General features: G+C 39.7%; 12 protein-coding genes. 10 read left to right on the top strand and 2 right to left on the bottom strand.

The window, feature by feature from the left end; translation table 11 throughout:
- Positions 1 to 13: 13 nt before the first annotated feature.
- On the bottom strand, positions 14 to 1,525 hold the full coding sequence (locus H148_RS0116270) for an FAD-dependent oxidoreductase (RefSeq protein ID WP_037325530.1): 1,512 nt from the start codon (positions 1,523 to 1,525) through the stop codon (positions 14 to 16).
- Positions 1,526 to 1,667: 142 nt separating this feature from the next.
- Here H148_RS0116270 and H148_RS0116265 point away from each other — a divergent pair, with 142 nt between their 5' ends.
- The 10 genes from H148_RS0116265 (at position 1,668) to H148_RS18160 (ending at position 14,433) form a co-directional block, all read left to right on the top strand.
- Positions 1,668 to 3,182 (top strand): carboxypeptidase-like regulatory domain-containing protein, encoded by a 1,515-nt coding sequence (locus H148_RS0116265; RefSeq protein ID WP_029035738.1) that lies wholly within the window; start codon positions 1,668 to 1,670, stop codon positions 3,180 to 3,182.
- 374 nt (positions 3,183 to 3,556) lie between these two features.
- The gene (locus tag H148_RS0116260) at positions 3,557 to 4,051 is read left to right on the top strand and encodes a nuclear transport factor 2 family protein (protein WP_029035737.1); all 495 of its coding nucleotides are present in this window, start codon (positions 3,557 to 3,559) and stop codon (positions 4,049 to 4,051) included.
- A gap of 71 nt (positions 4,052 to 4,122) precedes the next feature.
- Positions 4,123 to 6,186 (top strand): M13 family metallopeptidase, encoded by a 2,064-nt coding sequence (locus H148_RS0116255; RefSeq protein WP_029035736.1) that lies wholly within the window; start codon positions 4,123 to 4,125, stop codon positions 6,184 to 6,186.
- Between the two features lie 260 nt (positions 6,187 to 6,446).
- Positions 6,447 to 6,977: a hypothetical protein gene (locus H148_RS0116245; RefSeq protein WP_029035734.1), complete on the top strand. Its 531-nt coding sequence runs from the start codon at positions 6,447 to 6,449 to the stop codon at positions 6,975 to 6,977.
- Between the two features lie 732 nt (positions 6,978 to 7,709).
- Entirely contained in the window at positions 7,710 to 8,996 is a 1,287-nt protein-coding gene (locus H148_RS0116235) for a hypothetical protein (protein ID WP_211223004.1), read from the top strand.
- A gap of 213 nt (positions 8,997 to 9,209) precedes the next feature.
- Positions 9,210 to 9,986 carry a TSUP family transporter gene (locus tag H148_RS0116230; protein ID WP_342663263.1) on the top strand — a complete coding sequence of 259 codons (777 nt, stop codon included), beginning with the start codon at positions 9,210 to 9,212 and terminating at the stop codon, positions 9,984 to 9,986.
- Positions 9,987 to 10,429: 443 nt separating this feature from the next.
- The gene (locus H148_RS0116225; RefSeq protein ID WP_029035730.1) at positions 10,430 to 11,251 is read left to right on the top strand and encodes a carboxypeptidase-like regulatory domain-containing protein; all 822 of its coding nucleotides are present in this window, start codon (positions 10,430 to 10,432) and stop codon (positions 11,249 to 11,251) included.
- 618 nt (positions 11,252 to 11,869) lie between these two features.
- Positions 11,870 to 12,745 (top strand): alpha/beta hydrolase, encoded by an 876-nt coding sequence (locus H148_RS0116215; protein WP_029035728.1) that lies wholly within the window; start codon positions 11,870 to 11,872, stop codon positions 12,743 to 12,745.
- A gap of 347 nt (positions 12,746 to 13,092) precedes the next feature.
- Positions 13,093 to 13,968: a DUF6624 domain-containing protein gene (locus H148_RS0116205; RefSeq protein WP_037325525.1), complete on the top strand. Its 876-nt coding sequence runs from the start codon at positions 13,093 to 13,095 to the stop codon at positions 13,966 to 13,968.
- Positions 13,969 to 14,007: 39 nt separating this feature from the next.
- A complete protein-coding gene (locus tag H148_RS18160) occupies positions 14,008 to 14,433 on the top strand; it encodes a VanZ family protein (protein WP_051286572.1) in 426 nt (141 codons plus the stop codon).
- 13 nt (positions 14,434 to 14,446) lie between these two features.
- Here the strand turns inward: H148_RS18160 and H148_RS0116195 are convergent, their stop codons facing one another.
- Complete coding sequence (locus tag H148_RS0116195; RefSeq protein WP_029034523.1) at positions 14,447 to 15,412, bottom strand: IS110 family RNA-guided transposase; 966 nt, start codon at positions 15,410 to 15,412, stop codon at positions 14,447 to 14,449.
- Positions 15,413 to 15,623: the final 211 nt, after the last annotated feature.

Here is a 15,623-nt window from a genome sequence, read left to right as displayed (position 1 = left end):
GACTGCTCACCGGTCACTCTTTATTCCTCGAAGCAGGATCTTTAGGCGCAAGCGGACTAAATGCTGGTCCTTCGATCACTTCCCCCGTGGGTTCAAACCTGCTTCCGTGGCAGGGACAATCCCAGGATTTTTCGGCGTCATTCCAGTCTACCACACATTGCAAGTGGGTACAAAGTGCCGACCTGCAGTGAACAACTCCGCTTTGGTCGCGATATACTGCCCATTTCTCTGTTCCGTGATCTATCACCTTTCCTTCCCCCGCAGGGATTTCACTGTAAGCCTCGTCATCTGCAGTTCCGGAAATATTTTTGAGGTATTGTTTGGCAACATTTAAACTTCCTTTGATGTATTCTTTGGCAGATTTAACCGGTTTAAATCTTTTGGCCTTATATAACTCTGCCCATTCATTCTCTCTGTTGTTGAACAGATCGTTGAAGATCATAGCCGAGAGAACTCCGTAAGTCAATCCATCTGTAGAAAATCCGGTGGCGAAATAGATATTTTCATCAATACTTTCACCAATATAAGGTAATCCGTCGGCGGGTTTGTAATGCTGAGCACTCCATTTGTAATCTATGGAAGAAACATCAAAATACTTCCTGATGTTCTTCTCCAGCTTGTCATAGAACCTGGAATAGTCATCTTCCTGTCCTACCTTGTGGTGCCCTCCCAGCATAAGTACGTAATTCTCCCCGTTACTTCTATAGGTCCTCATGGAAGTATGAAAGTCGGCTTCGGTATCCCAGAAGATTCCGTCAGGAAAATCTCCGGACTTCAGTTTTGCGGCCATGGCGTATTCCCGGTATGGATAAATAGCAGTTTGTACTGCATAAATTCCTTTTGGGGAATGAGTCGCTAAAATGACCTTTTTGGCAGTCACTGTTCCCTGCGGTGTGGATAACGTAAGTTCCTCTTCCTTCTCTATGTGATACACAGGAGAGTTTTCAAAAATGCGGCAGTTGGTACTATCTACCTTCTGCGCCAGTCCCCTTACAAATGCTGAAGGATTGAACTGCGCCTGATTTTCAACTTTTATCGCCTTGCTAACCGGCATTGGCAATGGCAGGTAATCCACCTCTTCCACCTGCAGCATATAATCTTTTGCCGCGGCAATTTCCTTCTCAATGGTCTCATCCTTTTTGTTGCTCTCGCTAAAGAGATACCACGGGACCCGTTTAAAATCACAGTCGATATTGTGCTCCTTCACCAGCTCTTCCACCAGATTTACAGCAGCGGTCCTGGAACGGGCAACGGCTCCTGCGGTTTCCTTGTCCCACTTGCTTTGTATATGGTGGAGACGCTTATCGATCATGGAATACAAATTCCCGGTGGAATATCCCGAAGTTCCGCCACTCACCTCCCCTGCTTCCAGCACGGCTACTTTTTTTCCGGATTTTGCCTGTAAATAGGCGCTGGTGATCCCGGTTATACCTCCTCCCACAATGGCAACATCTACCACGAGAGATTCTTTTAAGGTGGGAAAATTGGTTTTAGGCGCAACAGAATTCCATATAGATCTAGACATAGCTGGTGTAGTTTATTTTTAAAGTTAATCATTGTAACCAGCAGTGACAAAGTCGTTTGCGTTAGTTTTTTGTTAATCCTTGACCAATAGAAGAAATAGTGTAACAATTTTAAAAGAAGTTCGTCTTAAAAACTAAACATTCATGATGAGAATCTTTCTTTTCTTTTTTCTTCTCCTACAGGCAGATTTTTTACAAGCCCAGGAAATAAAAGCGCGGGTATTGGATGCATCCACAAAACAACCCATTCCTTACGCAAATGTAATCTTTGCTGAAAACCGCGGACTCGTTACCAATGAAGAAGGCTACTTCAGCTATAATCCCGAAAAAGAAAAACTTCCGAAATTGATAAAGATTTCTTCCCTGGGATATGAACTAATTCAGATCGCACCCACAGAAATTTCAGAAGGAATAATTTTCCTGAAACCTGCTTCAATCGAGTTGCCCGAGGTATTCCTTTCAAATAAAAATCTTTCAGCAAAAGAGATCATCAAAAAAGTAAAGGAGGAAATAAATAACAATTACAATTTCAATCACAGCAAAAAGAGAATCTTTTTAAGAGAATCAGATTTTAGCTACATACGCAAATTTGATATTGAGGTAGATAAAAGTACTATCGCGGGAATTGACCAGGCACTTATGAACCAAATTACTGTTAGGGTCCCAAAAGTTTCAGATTCTTATAAAGAAGTCCTGGCCGATATGTATGGGAATTTCGACAGCCAGCAACTGCGCATCATTAAAGCCGCCAATCTTCACAATCCACAAAGCACTCAATCTCTTGATCAACTCACAGAACACTTAAGTTCCCTTTTTATGAATACCCTTAAAGACCGCTCCTATCTTAAGGTGCGTTCGGGAATTATTGGCGTGAAGATCGATGAAGATGAATTGAAAGAGGAATTTGTGGTAAAAGAAGAGAAGAAGAAAGAAAAAACTCCCGAACAAAAAGAAAAAGAATTCGCCGAAAGTAAAAAGAACCTGCAAAAAGGTTCGAACTCAAGGGTAAAGAGACTAATGGATGGCATGTTCTGGAAAGAAGATCTCACTTTTAACCTTTTTGAAAAGACCAATAAATATAAATATCAACTCAGTGGCTATGCCTGGATAAACAATGAAACAGTTTATGTGATCGATTTCACCCCCAGATGGCGATCTGATTTTAAAGGAAAAATTTACGTGAGTACTACAGATTACGGGGTACACCGGCTGGAATATGAGAATACAAAGCCAATTAGCAAATTCGGTCTTTTTGGTATAAGCACGGCCGATGATGTCTATCGTGGCAAAATGTTCTTTGTAAAGGACGAAGCGGGGAAATACAATCTGAGCTATATGGAGCGCGAAACAGGAGAATCGGTTGGAATCAATCGCCCTTTGACTATTATTGAGAAAAATAAGCACGTGCCCGGCCGCAACAAGCAAAATGAGCTGGACCTGGATTTAAACTTCAGGATTAGCCAGGTAAATAAGCTGCAACTGGTAGTTTTTGAGAGCGAGACCATACCGGCCGATTCTTTTGAAAAACTTACTGAAGCCGAAGATTTCGAGTACCAGAAATTTGAGGCCTACAACCCCGAATTTTGGAGCGGCCACAACATTATTGAACCCAATGCTGCGATCAAAAGCTTCGTCGCACTGGATACAGGTGAGGAATAACTATAGGATTTTAATTTCCAAAGGTCAAATTTTGTAATAAGAGAGCTTACAAGATTTGAAGTTCCAAGTTGGCTCAGTTTGACCTAAAAGCCTTTTTGGTTACTTTATCAATCCTCCGGCTAAAACCGAAGGTAATTTTATGTTCGTCGTATCCTTAGAATATCCTTTAAAGGTGGAAAGGAAGATGAATTGCCACACCTTCAGGTGGGGGATAAAGGGTTTGTCAAAAGAAAAGGGCTTTAGCCCAATGATTATATGCTGAACAATAAACATGCACCGTCACCGGTCTATCAACTACAGACTATTGACTAACAACTACAGGCTCCCAACTAACGACTTTCAAAATTCCTTATCTTTCCTAAAAATCAAAACACATGCAAAAAATCCCTTTTTTGGCCCTCCTGCTTCTTGTCGGGGGCTTCGCCTTCGGTCAGGCTGAAGAGCCTCGCGTAAACCGTCTTCTCGAAGAGTGGCATAAAGCCGCCGCCGAAGCTAATTATGATGAATACTTCAGCTTAATGGCAGATGAATCGGTTTTTATTGGAACAGACCCTACCGAGAACTGGAACAAACAGGAATTCATGGAGTGGGCAAAACCTTATTTTGACCGTGGGAAAGCCTGGAGCTTTTCAACTTTGGACCGTAATATTTTCTTTTCCAAAGAGGGAGATATCGCGTGGTATGACGAACTGCTGGACACCCAAATGGGCATTTGCCGCGGGAGTGGCGTAGTGGTAAAGGAGGACGGAAACTGGAAAATAAAACACTACGTGCTTTCCATTGCCATTCCCAATGCAAACGTAGATGCAGTCACCTCTCTAAAAGCAGATTTTGACAAGGAATTTATTTCTCATTTAAAATCTAAATAAGCAACTGTGGCTTAGGTGGTAAAGTCATTCCTTTTCACTAATTTTCGCCACAATTAAAATTTAACAAATATATGAACAGAATTAGTAAAGGTTTTCTTCTTTCTCTTTTAGCAACAGCGGTTTTCACCGGGTGTAAGAATGACAAGGAAGTTGAAGCCGAAGAACCACGCGGGATCAATCTTGCCTATATGGACACTACTGTGGCCCCCGGGGAAGATTTCTTCAGGTATGTGAACGGCCGCTGGCTGGACACTAATGAGATTCCCGAAGACAAAACAACATGGGGAAGTTTTAATGAACTCCGCGAAAAAACAGATGCCGATGCCCTTGCGCTTCTTGAAGCTGCGGCAAACAGCGACAGCCTGGACGGGAACAGCGATCAGGCAAAAGCTGTATATCTGTACAAAACTATTATGGACACTGTGGCGCGTAACGAGCAGGGAATCGAACCTATTCGTCCTTACCTCGACAAGATCGCAGCAATAGAAACCAAAGAAGATGTTCAGGAATATCTTCAGGAGATGCAAATGTATGGCGGCGGCGGATTTTTCAGCTTTGGCGTAGGTGCCGATGCCAAAAATTCCAACATGAATGCTGCTTATCTTGGACCTGGTGGTCTTGGCCTGCCAGACAGGGATTATTACGTTGCTGAAGATGCAGATTCAGAAGAGAAACGTGAAAAGTATGTTGCACATGTGACCAGGATGCTCCAGTTTCTTGGAGATTCTGAAGAAGAGGCAGCAGAAAAAGCGCAGACTATTCTTGAATTCGAGACCACCCTTGCGCAGCCAATGCTGGACAAAGTTGAGCGTCGTGATGCCCGTAATACCTATAATCCAATGACCGTTGCCGAACTTCAGAATAAAGTTCCTGCAGTTGACTGGAACAGGTATTTTGAATCTGTTGGTGCTCCCAATGTGGATACGATCATTGTGAGTCAGCCGCGTTATATGGAAACGGTTCAGGAGACTTTCGCTTCTCAGAATGTAGAGGAGTGGAAAGAGTATTTGCGATGGTCACTTTTCAATGATGCGGCAGGAATGCTTACTACCGAGATCGAGGATGCGAACTGGGATTTTTATGAAAAAACCCTTCGCGGTGCACAAAAACAATTACCACGGAATGAGCGCGCCCTTGCAACAATCAACAGTACAATTGGGGAAGCCCTGGGTAAATTGTATGTAGAAGAACATTTCCCTGCTGAAGCCAAGCAGAAAGCTGAAGAAATGATCGAAAACGTGGTACAGGCATTCGAAAACCGAATTGAAATGCTTACCTGGATGAGCGACAGCACCAAGGTGAAAGCGAAGCAGAAATTAGCAACTACAAAGATTAAAGTAGGATATCCCGATGAGTGGAAAGACTACAGCAGCGTAGATATCAAAGAACCTGCAGATGGTGGTTCTTATTTCCAGAACATGCTTAATGCCGCAAAATGGAATGTAGAGGAAAGCATAGCAGAACTTGGAAAACCTGTAGACAAGAGCGAATGGTTTATGGCCCCACAAATCGTGAACGCTTATTACAATCCGCTTTATAACGAGATCGTATTCCCCGCAGCTATTCTTCAGCCGCCATTTTACGATTATAAAGCCGATGCTGCTGTGAATTACGGCGGAATTGGAGCCGTAATTGGTCACGAAATCTCTCACGGATTTGATGACAGCGGTTCACGTTTTGATGCCGACGGAAACCTGAACAACTGGTGGAGTGAAAAGGATTTAGAGCAGTTCGAAACCCTTGGCGGAAGACTGGCCGATCAGTACAGCGCTATCGAAGTACTTGACTCAGTTTACATTAACGGAAAATTCACTTTAGGAGAGAACATCGGAGATCTTGGAGGAGTAAGTGCCGCTTATGACGGACTTCAAATTCACCTTGATGAACATGGAAACCCTGGTGAGATTGACGGTTTCACTCCAGAGCAGCGGTTCTTTATGAGCTGGGCTACCGTTTGGAGAACGAAGATGAGAGAAGAAGCCTTGAGAAATAAGATCAAAACAGATCCGCATTCTCCGGGACAATATCGTGCTTACGTACCGTTACAGAACATCGACGCTTTTTACACCGCATTCGATATTCAACCCGGTGACCCAATGTACGTAGAACCTGAAAACCGGGTGAAGATCTGGTAAGGCCTTTCAAAAATGACATTTTTAAGCCCCTTCTTTTGGAGGGGCTTTTTTATCTACTAAGAGTGATTGTTTGCAGACAAGCTTAAATTATTTTTTTCCATTTCTTTAATCAAAAAAATCTTCCAAAAAAATTTCAGATATGGTAAAAAAAATATGCCGAAGATGCCAGGTTTTTTAATAATTTTATTTTCCCTACACCTGAGTAAACTTCACCCGCCGCAAGGTTATTTTTGGATAATTGTAATTAACACACCTCATAAATGAAGAAAATATTGAAATTTCCTGTACTGTTTTTAACTGCAGTTTTATTGTTTGGATGCTCTTCAGATGACAGTGATGAGGATTGCATGAAAACCATTACTATCCCTCAATTTTATTACGTGAACGGTCAATCTTACAGCTATGACGTCACCCAAAAAGTTTCCTGTAACACTCCCGAACCCACAGAACCTACACAAATTGAACCGCCCAAACTAGAAGATTTTTCATACGAAGTTTTGAAGTTTGAGTTTACACCTGATACTGGAAACAATACCTCCAGGTTGCAATTTGAAATCAAGCTAACCAATCCTAATGATCACGCTGTTTCGGGAGTACCGATGCTAACTATGGATGTAGACGGACTTCAAACAAAAAGTAGTTTTTCTAACAATGCCTCAGTACCCTGTTATGAAATTGCTGCCAATTCAAGTTGTATCCTGACTTATGATCAGCAGGAATCCCTGGATGTCGTAAGTATCGACTCCTATAAACTTGTAAATGTCCAATATTATGTTACGAATAAGGAATGAGGCAGAATTGAGAATTTTAACCCGTTCCCCTATCCGGGTAATTTTCAACGGAATCCCTATCGGAATGACATTTTAGAAGCCTCTTGTTTTGAATGGGTATATTTTTAGCCTCCTGTAAAAGCTTTAAAAAATAAAAATTAATTTAGCTGGAAGAACCTGCTGCTACTTTCAGAATATAAAATGAAATTTCGGTCGCTTTATGAATCCAGAATTGAAAATCTCGGTGTAGAAATCAAACCCACAGATTTAAAAAAAATAATGGATCGCGGAGAGAGAAAATTCCATCTCAAATGGTTGACTGACAATAGTTTTGTGATAAGTATGAATTTTTCCATCGGGACCAACTTGCTGTTTGACGTGCAACATCCAAACACCAAAAGTGACATTATATTTTATGGAAAAGTGACTGAAATAGAGGAGTCAAAAACAAAAATTCAATTGAAAACAAGAAGCAAGTATTTCCTGGCTATTCTATCGATTGTTTTACCGTTGATGGTTCTGGTTCTTCAAATAATAATGAAAACAGAATTCCAAATATTCTTAATCACTCTAATAATTTTTCCCCTAACAATTTTTGTTTACCTGAACATAATCAGAAATGAGGAAAATAACTTACTAAGGAGTTTTAAAGAACACCTGAACAATGGAATAAATTCACATTATAACCAAACCGCAATAAAGTCGGATACGACTACGGCCGAATCCACTGAGAATTGCTAAAACACCTGTACAGTGCTCAAAAATCCTTTTTTAATTCTGCTTCTGTTAATTACAGTACTATTGTCTTCTTGCGAAAAAGAAGAGAATGTTCCCCAAACCAACTATTCTATAGAGTCTACTTCAAGTTTTGAACTCATCAGTATGCACCAGAATGGCTGGATAAAACAAGGTCGGTATCAGCTTTCCGGAGAGCCTACAGAAGAATTCGAATACTACGAAAACGGCTACATTAAGTCGGCAAAAATATATGCAAATTATCCGCAGCAGCATCTGTATATGGAAGTAAGCCGCAGTGAGGATAATAAACCTCTCTGGTCTAAATATTACAATCCTGACGGAGAATTATGGTTTGAAACAGAATATACGAACGGACTTTCCTCGATAAAAAAAGTATATAGCGAAAAAGGCACGGCAATTCACAACTACATTGATGGGGAGCTGAGTTCGGTAGAGTTTACTTCGGCTGATGATAGCCACACCAGCATCACGACCTACAATTCTGCAGCCGGAACCCGGAATGTAATCATTACCAGTAACGGAAAAATCATTCTGAATGAAAATTATCCCTACCGGGAGCAGGTTGGCGCAGGAATTTACGCGGGTAATGATGTGCCGGTAGCCAATCCTTTTAGTGCTATTGAAACCTCCTATAACAAACTTAACCACTCGTCTTCTCAAAGCCTTTCCTGGCAGCACGATGCGGATCCTATTGAATTTATGTATCCTTATCGTCTGTTCGATGAATTCTACAATCCCGGGTATTATTTTGCCACAAGGTTTGCTGTAAGCACCGATTTGTACCAGTCGGTTATTGAGCAATATCCGGTGACCGAAAACGGCGTGTTGATCGGTGGGGGCAAGCACGAGGACGGTTTCGAATCCTTTTCCAACAATTGGGAAGTACGGGATTCCCTGGCCAAAGTTTACCATGAGGATCCGGAGCTGTACAAGCTGAAATACGGCAATGAGTACATCAAAAAAGTGGGGTATGGAAAGACCTTTTTTGTAATTGGGGCAATTCGCAACCTGCCTACCAATGACGAAGCAGCCAATGAAATAAAAAATATAGCCCGCAGGCATATGGAGTCACTGCTTCACGGTGCCAGCGGCATCACTGCGGAAGAGCAGGAAATTCTTGATAAAGTATGGTTTGAAGCAAAGTTCTTCTCGACCCTAAAAGAACACCGGAATGGAGTGGTGATAAATTCTGCCGAGGATTATAATAATGCCGTACAGGAAATAACCAATGCAGACCCATCAATAATTCAACTGCAATACGAAACAGTCGAAAATCTATAAAGAAGAGCTCCATTTCTATAAAAGCAACCTTTGAAAGAGGTGGTTTTTTGTTGAACAGCGAAGGTATAATTTCTGAATCTCCCAAAAATGGCATTTTTGAGCTCCTCTTCCGCGAGGGGCTTTTTCATTTCATCCAAAGATTTAATTTAAAAATTACATTAGCCAGAAATCTACTCCTTAGATTGCAGTAGTCGTAGAACACGCTGAAATTTTATGCTGGAATACATTATCATTTGCCTGTTTGCCCTGCTGGCGTCGGGGCTGACGTTCTTCTCCGGCTTCGGGCTCGGGACCATTCTTTTACCGGTTTTTGCTTTGTTCTTTCCCCTCGATATCTCCATCGCCCTGGTGGCCATTGTGCATTTCCTGAACAATATTTTCAAGCTCAGCCTCATTGGTAGAAAAGCCGATAAAAAAGTAATCCTGAAGTTTGGAATTCCGGCTATTCTTGCTGCTTTTGCCGGAGCTTACCTGCTTACCCTGCTGTCTGAAACTGAGGCTTTGATCAGCTATTCCCTCGCAGGGACTACTTTTTATATTACTCCGCTAAAACTGATCATCGCCTTCCTGCTGTTCGTCTTTGCATTGTTCGATATTGTACCGAGACTAATGAAGCTGAATTTCGATCCCAAATACCTGCCCCTGGGCGGGCTCCTGAGCGGCTTCTTCGGCGGACTATCAGGACACCAGGGAGCTTTACGGACTGCTTTCCTCATCAGGGCCGGCCTTACCAAAGAAGTCTTTATAGGAACGGGAATTGCAATTTCAATCCTTATCGACATCTCGCGGCTCACAGTGTATTCCGCAGAAATCCTTGAAATAAAATCGGAGATCGATTACCCGCTCCTAATTGCTGCTACGCTCTCGGCTTTCGCAGGTGCAGTTATTGGCAATAGCATCCTGAAAAAGATAACTATAGAAATCCTTCACCGGGTAGTTGGGATAATGCTCCTGTTGTTCTCTGTCCTGCTGGCATTGGGAATAGTTTAGAAAATTATAGAACCTTTACCATTACCTCCCAAAAATGGCATTTCTAAGCCTCCATCTTTTGAATTAGGCATTTTTATGTCTCCCCTTACAACCTGTAAGAAATTAACTATATATTAGCAGGAAGATCCTGCTGCTCTTTCCCCTATACAGTTACAGATCAAAAACTGGTTATCCCGGCGCTGAAGGTGCTAAAACGGGAAAGGATAGTCTAAGGGTTGCAATAAGACAAAAAAAGGGCCTGACAATTTATAAAACCAATGCTTAAACCAGTCTCAAATCTAAATTCCGTGCTCACTTGCAACGCCTGATTTGTTCTGACGATTATGCATCTGGATAAAGAATGACAGTATATTTTCCATTTAAAACCATAACTAAATAAGATACAATTCAAAAGCCAGTGCTCGTTGATTTACACGGGGCGTTGTGCGGAAATAAAATTAAAAATGAAAAAAACCATCTCCACTTTTATCCTGTTTCAATTAATAGGTATTATAACCTTTTCGCAAGAAATTGTAATGAGCGGATTACTTGTCGACTCAGAAACAAAAAGTCCAGTTGAATTTGCGAACATGGGTGTAGTCAATAAAAATAAGGGGACAGTTTCTAATCTCGATGGAAAATTCAGTATTAAATTTTCAAAAGAGTTTACAGGTGACAGTCTCACAATTAGTCATGTAGTTTACAAAACTGTAAAAATTCCCATTAAAGATTCGGAAGACTTACTCATTCAACTTAAACCAAATGAAAATAATTTATCTGAGGTTGTAGTTAGTAACAAAAAGAAAAAAAACAGAAAAATTGGGGTTAAAAGTTATAATCCACTGGTATGGGCCAGTACAGCCTCAAAAGAAATGGACATCGTCGAAAGTGCAAAACAAATTAAAATTCCAAATAATAAAACAGTTTGGGTTAAGGATGTGAATTTTTATTTAAGACGGGGATTTGAGACAGATAGTGCTTTTATAAGAATAAATTTTTACGAAAATTTAGACGACCGACCCGGCGATAAAATAATCTTCGAAGATATTATTCAACGTAATCTTATTAAACAGGGTTGGGTAAACATTGACCTTACAAAACATTCTGTTTATCTTGAAGAAGATTTCTTTGTTGGAGTCGAAATCATCCCAGGTTCAATTAAACCCTTCGAATTATTTTTGGGCGCAATATTAACTAAAGGGGATGCTTTTATGAGAAAAAGTAGTCAGGGAAAATGGGAGGAAGTGCAGGGGGCACAATCGATTAATGTAGAGGTAGAATATTAATTTACACCCAACAATAATTATGTAACTGGCGAAATATTTCTCAAAAATGGCATTTTTTACTTCCATTAAAATGATTTTTAAACGAAAAATTTGAGTTTCTAAGTCGCAACTTGCGTTATTTGAGACGTTGACAATAAAATTCATGATATATACAGACCTAAAAATTGATGGCTATTTGTTAGAATTCCACAAAGACTTAACGGGAAAAGAGACCTTATTTCTCAACGGAAATATTGTTTCCGTAAACAAATCTCCTTTGGGCGGCAAACATTTATTCAATATAAACTGTAAAACCTATACTTTAAAATCCCGTTTTAAATTATTTAAAATTCTTCTAGTTCTTTCAGAAAAGGGCACTATTGTACGCAATGAAGAAACGGATGTTCCGAGTATCCACGTTTTTTATTTAATTTTCATTCCGATGATGGTAATCTTAATTTTAATGATGTGATATTATTGCTAACAGTAAAAAAATTGTTTAGTTCAGTCTTTAATTCCAACATAATGCTGGCTAGTTTCGCTGGATTGTCCTGCGGACTCCCAAGACGTCGGGAAAGTTCAGCAGCTCACATCTTTTTTATACATTATGTTGGCTACTATACAAATTAACACCCAAAAATGAAAAAAGCATTAAAAGTTGTTGGGATAATAATTCTCATTCTGGTCTTATTCTCAGCTGGTACAGGATTTTATTTTTATCAAACTGATCCAATGATAAAAGCCATAGTTGAGAATGATGAATCAAAGCTTTATTATTTCCCGGTGAAAGAAATGGAAGACATGCATGATTTAAAATATTCTGAGTCCGTTATCAAGGTAGAAGATTCCCTGGATATTTACACATACTTCTTCCAGCCGACAACGGAAGAGCCAAAAGGAAACATTTTTTTTATTCATGGTGCAGGTGGAAATGTAAGTAAGTATAAAGGCCTTATTAAGCCACTTGTGGAAAATGGATATAGAGTTTATGCAGCGGACTGGCGAGGATATGGGAATTCAACAGGAAAACCGAATTATAAAGGAGTTTTAAAAGATACAGAGATGGCTTTTGTCGATTTCAAAAAGAAAACCCAAGCTGATAGTTTGAAAACTATTGTTTACGGCACCTCTCTTGGTGGACAACTAGCTGTCAAAATAACGAAAGACAACGAGAATTATGTAGATGCGCTCGTTTTAGATGGAAGTATTATGTCTGCTCAACAGATGGCAATCGATTATGCCCCGGTGGACTTTTTGAAGGAAAAAGCAAAGAAGAATCCGGAGGATTTTAATCAGAAATATGTTGCTGTTGGGGATATTAAAGAAATTTACAATACTCCAAAATTAATTATTCATAGCCGATCTGATCGTGATGTTTCGTTTATACAAGGAGAAAATTTGTTCGAAGCAGCTAAAGAACCGAAAGAGTTCTGGATTACTGACACAAAACATATAATGACTTTAAAGGAACATCCTGACGAAGCTATTCATAAGATCGATAGCCTAATACGGTAATCAAAAACCAATAAAACCAAAGCGGACCTTCAACGGGAGGTATGGTTCCCAGAATTATCACCTTCATTAATAGGGCAGGAACAAATATTCAGAAGGATATTTTACTTCTCATAAATGACATTTTTAAGCCTCCATCTTTTGAATTAGGCATTTTTATGGCTTCCCGTGCAGCCCGTAAGAAATTAACTATATATTAGCAGGAAGATCCTGCTGCTCTTTCCCCTATATTGGCCGGTAGATAAATCTTTATTATTGCTAATTATTTAGATGTGAGCATCTCAGTATAACCGGATTGCCACATTAAAAACGTATTATGAAAAAAAATTTTACCTATTCTGTCATTAGTCATGTGGGGGTGTGCGACAGAGAAAGAGACTGCCTGCAATTACATTACCGATTACTACCCTACAATCTATAAGGCCGACATAGAATATATGACGGGGAATTATAACAAGGCATTTGATCTATACCAGGATGCTTTTAATTCCTGTGAAGCTAAAAATACCGCAACTTATAACGAATTAAGCAATTTTACCGAGAGTTCGGCAGTGCTTAAAAAATATGATATTACCTACGAATACGCCAAAAAATTAATTCTGCAAGGAGAGGAATTAAACAGCTTCGAAAACAACTTCAGCTTTCAGGAATTTCTGCTTTCAGATCAGGGAAAAAAGTTCATTGCGGAATATGACAGCCTGCGACAGGAGTATATCGAGAATGCCGATTTGGAGCTACGTGATGAACTCATTGCAATGCGAAGTGCCGACCAAATGTATAGATTTCAGAATAGTGGCCATTCGTCAAAACAGGATAGCATTGATAAATTACATGAAGAAAGACTCATCGAAATTTTCGAAAGTATGGGCTATCCAACAGACGAAATTGTAGGACCACGTACCATGGAATACCAGGTAGATGTGGGGCTGCTTTTGCTGCACACCGATGACAGTGTCCGCATGAACTACTTTGTGCCAAAAGTAAAGGAGTTTGTGAAAGAAGGAACAGCCCCGCCCCGAACTTTGGGAACAATGATCGACCAGTACTATCTCTATAATGAAGAACCACAAATTTATGGGACATACGGGGCACAAGACGGCGGTTATGCTAATATGATAGATGACCTCAAGAAAGTCGATAGTAACCGAATCTCAATTGGATTACCGCCATTAGAACTGGAAGAAAAAAAGGACAGTCTTATAAAAGTCAAATATGATTTTTTATAAAAATTAAGGATCACTAAAAACCCGACCAAAATTAAAAATATGGCTTTCCACGGAATGTTTGGCAGTTGGTCGCCGAGACCTTATGAAGATGTAAAATGGTATTGGATTGCGTTCGTTCTATTAACTATCCTGACCATTACATTTGAAAATTTATCTTACAGGGCTTATATATCTGAAAATAATATTAATGACTATGGATTCTCTGCAAATAGCCCAAATTTTTTCCCGATAATAGCAATGCAAATTTTCTACTTTATTGAAAAAAAATATAATCCTGAAGAGTTTTTCAAATGGTGTCTAACGGTGGCCGGATTTGTCATTGGATATGAAATTTTACAAAAATTCATTCCAGCCAGAACTTTCGATTTGAAAGATATTATTGCAACAGTTCTGGCTTCAATAATTGGTTATTTTTTACTGAAAAAACTACACACCCCGGCATATAAAAACAAAGAACTGAGTTAAAAAACAAGGTTCTCTAAGCTAATTTCGAAACAAAATTTTCCTGGTAAGGCAAACCTGATTTTGCAATTGCAAATGCCTGCTTGAGTAATTTATTACATACAGCGATTAGAGCCAGTTTTTTACTTTTCCCTTTTGCTATAATTCTTTCATAGATCTCCCTGCAGGCTTTGTTGTGTTTACTAGCTGAAAAACTGCACATAAACAAAAGGTTTCTGAGCTTTGTATTGCCTATTTTGGTTATTCGGCTTCGACCCCTCACGCTGCTTCCTGATTGGCGTAGTGTAGGAGTAATTCCGGTGTAGCTACAGAGTTGGCTGGCGTTTTCAAAGTTGGAAAAACCATCAGTCAAAACGATTAACATAATAGCAGTTTTTTTGCCTAAACCCGGAATGCTTTTAAGTAGAGTTAACTGTTTCTGTTGTTCTTCTTTAACGATCTCCAATAGGCGGTCCTCTAGGATCTGGATTTCTTTCTGCACGGCTTTTAGAGAGCGGTTTAAAGAATGATATACTGTTTTAGATGGTTTTCCCAGGGTTTTCTCTCCATGCAGCTTATTCTTGATAGCTGTGCTTTGTTTTAAGTAAGTATCGATCAGGCGCAGGAGCTGTAGGCATTCTGCCTGGTTCTTGTCTCTTGCAGTATATAATGGAACCTCATTTACCGTGGCATATTCACAGATAGCTTTAGCATCAGATTTATCTGTTTTTACCTTAGATAATTTCATTTGAATAAATCTCTTAACTGACAGCGGATTTACAACGGAGACCATTACACCTTGTTCATAAAGGAATTGAGCCAGCCGGTAGTGATAATACCCTGTAGCCTCCATTACAACTAAGGCATCACCAGGAAGTGCTTTCTGAAAAGCTTTGAATCCCTTAGCATCATTCTTGAACTGAGAATGATTTCCTTTAGAGTCCACAACATCAAATACATTCTTACTGATGTCTACTCCATAAATTTGGTTACATTTATTCATAGATACTTGATTTGGAAAGGACGCCTACTTTGCTTTCAACATCTTAAAAACGAGATCAAAGTCTCATAGAACTGAACGAAATTGAAGTAGAAAAGAGAGGGGGTTTTCAATGTTTACGGATTTAATATTCCTATGCTTAACATAACCTTACTCCTCTCTTTTGTTCTTTCTGATTAGTTAGTAAAAGTTAAGAAATCAAACTTAAGATGCT

The organism is Salinimicrobium terrae DSM 17865 (assembly GCF_000424665.1).
GTDB lineage: Bacteria > Bacteroidota > Bacteroidia > Flavobacteriales > Flavobacteriaceae > Salinimicrobium > Salinimicrobium terrae.
The sequence above is the reverse complement of the archived record's forward strand: the minus strand, read 5'-3'. Positions and strand labels throughout refer to the sequence as shown.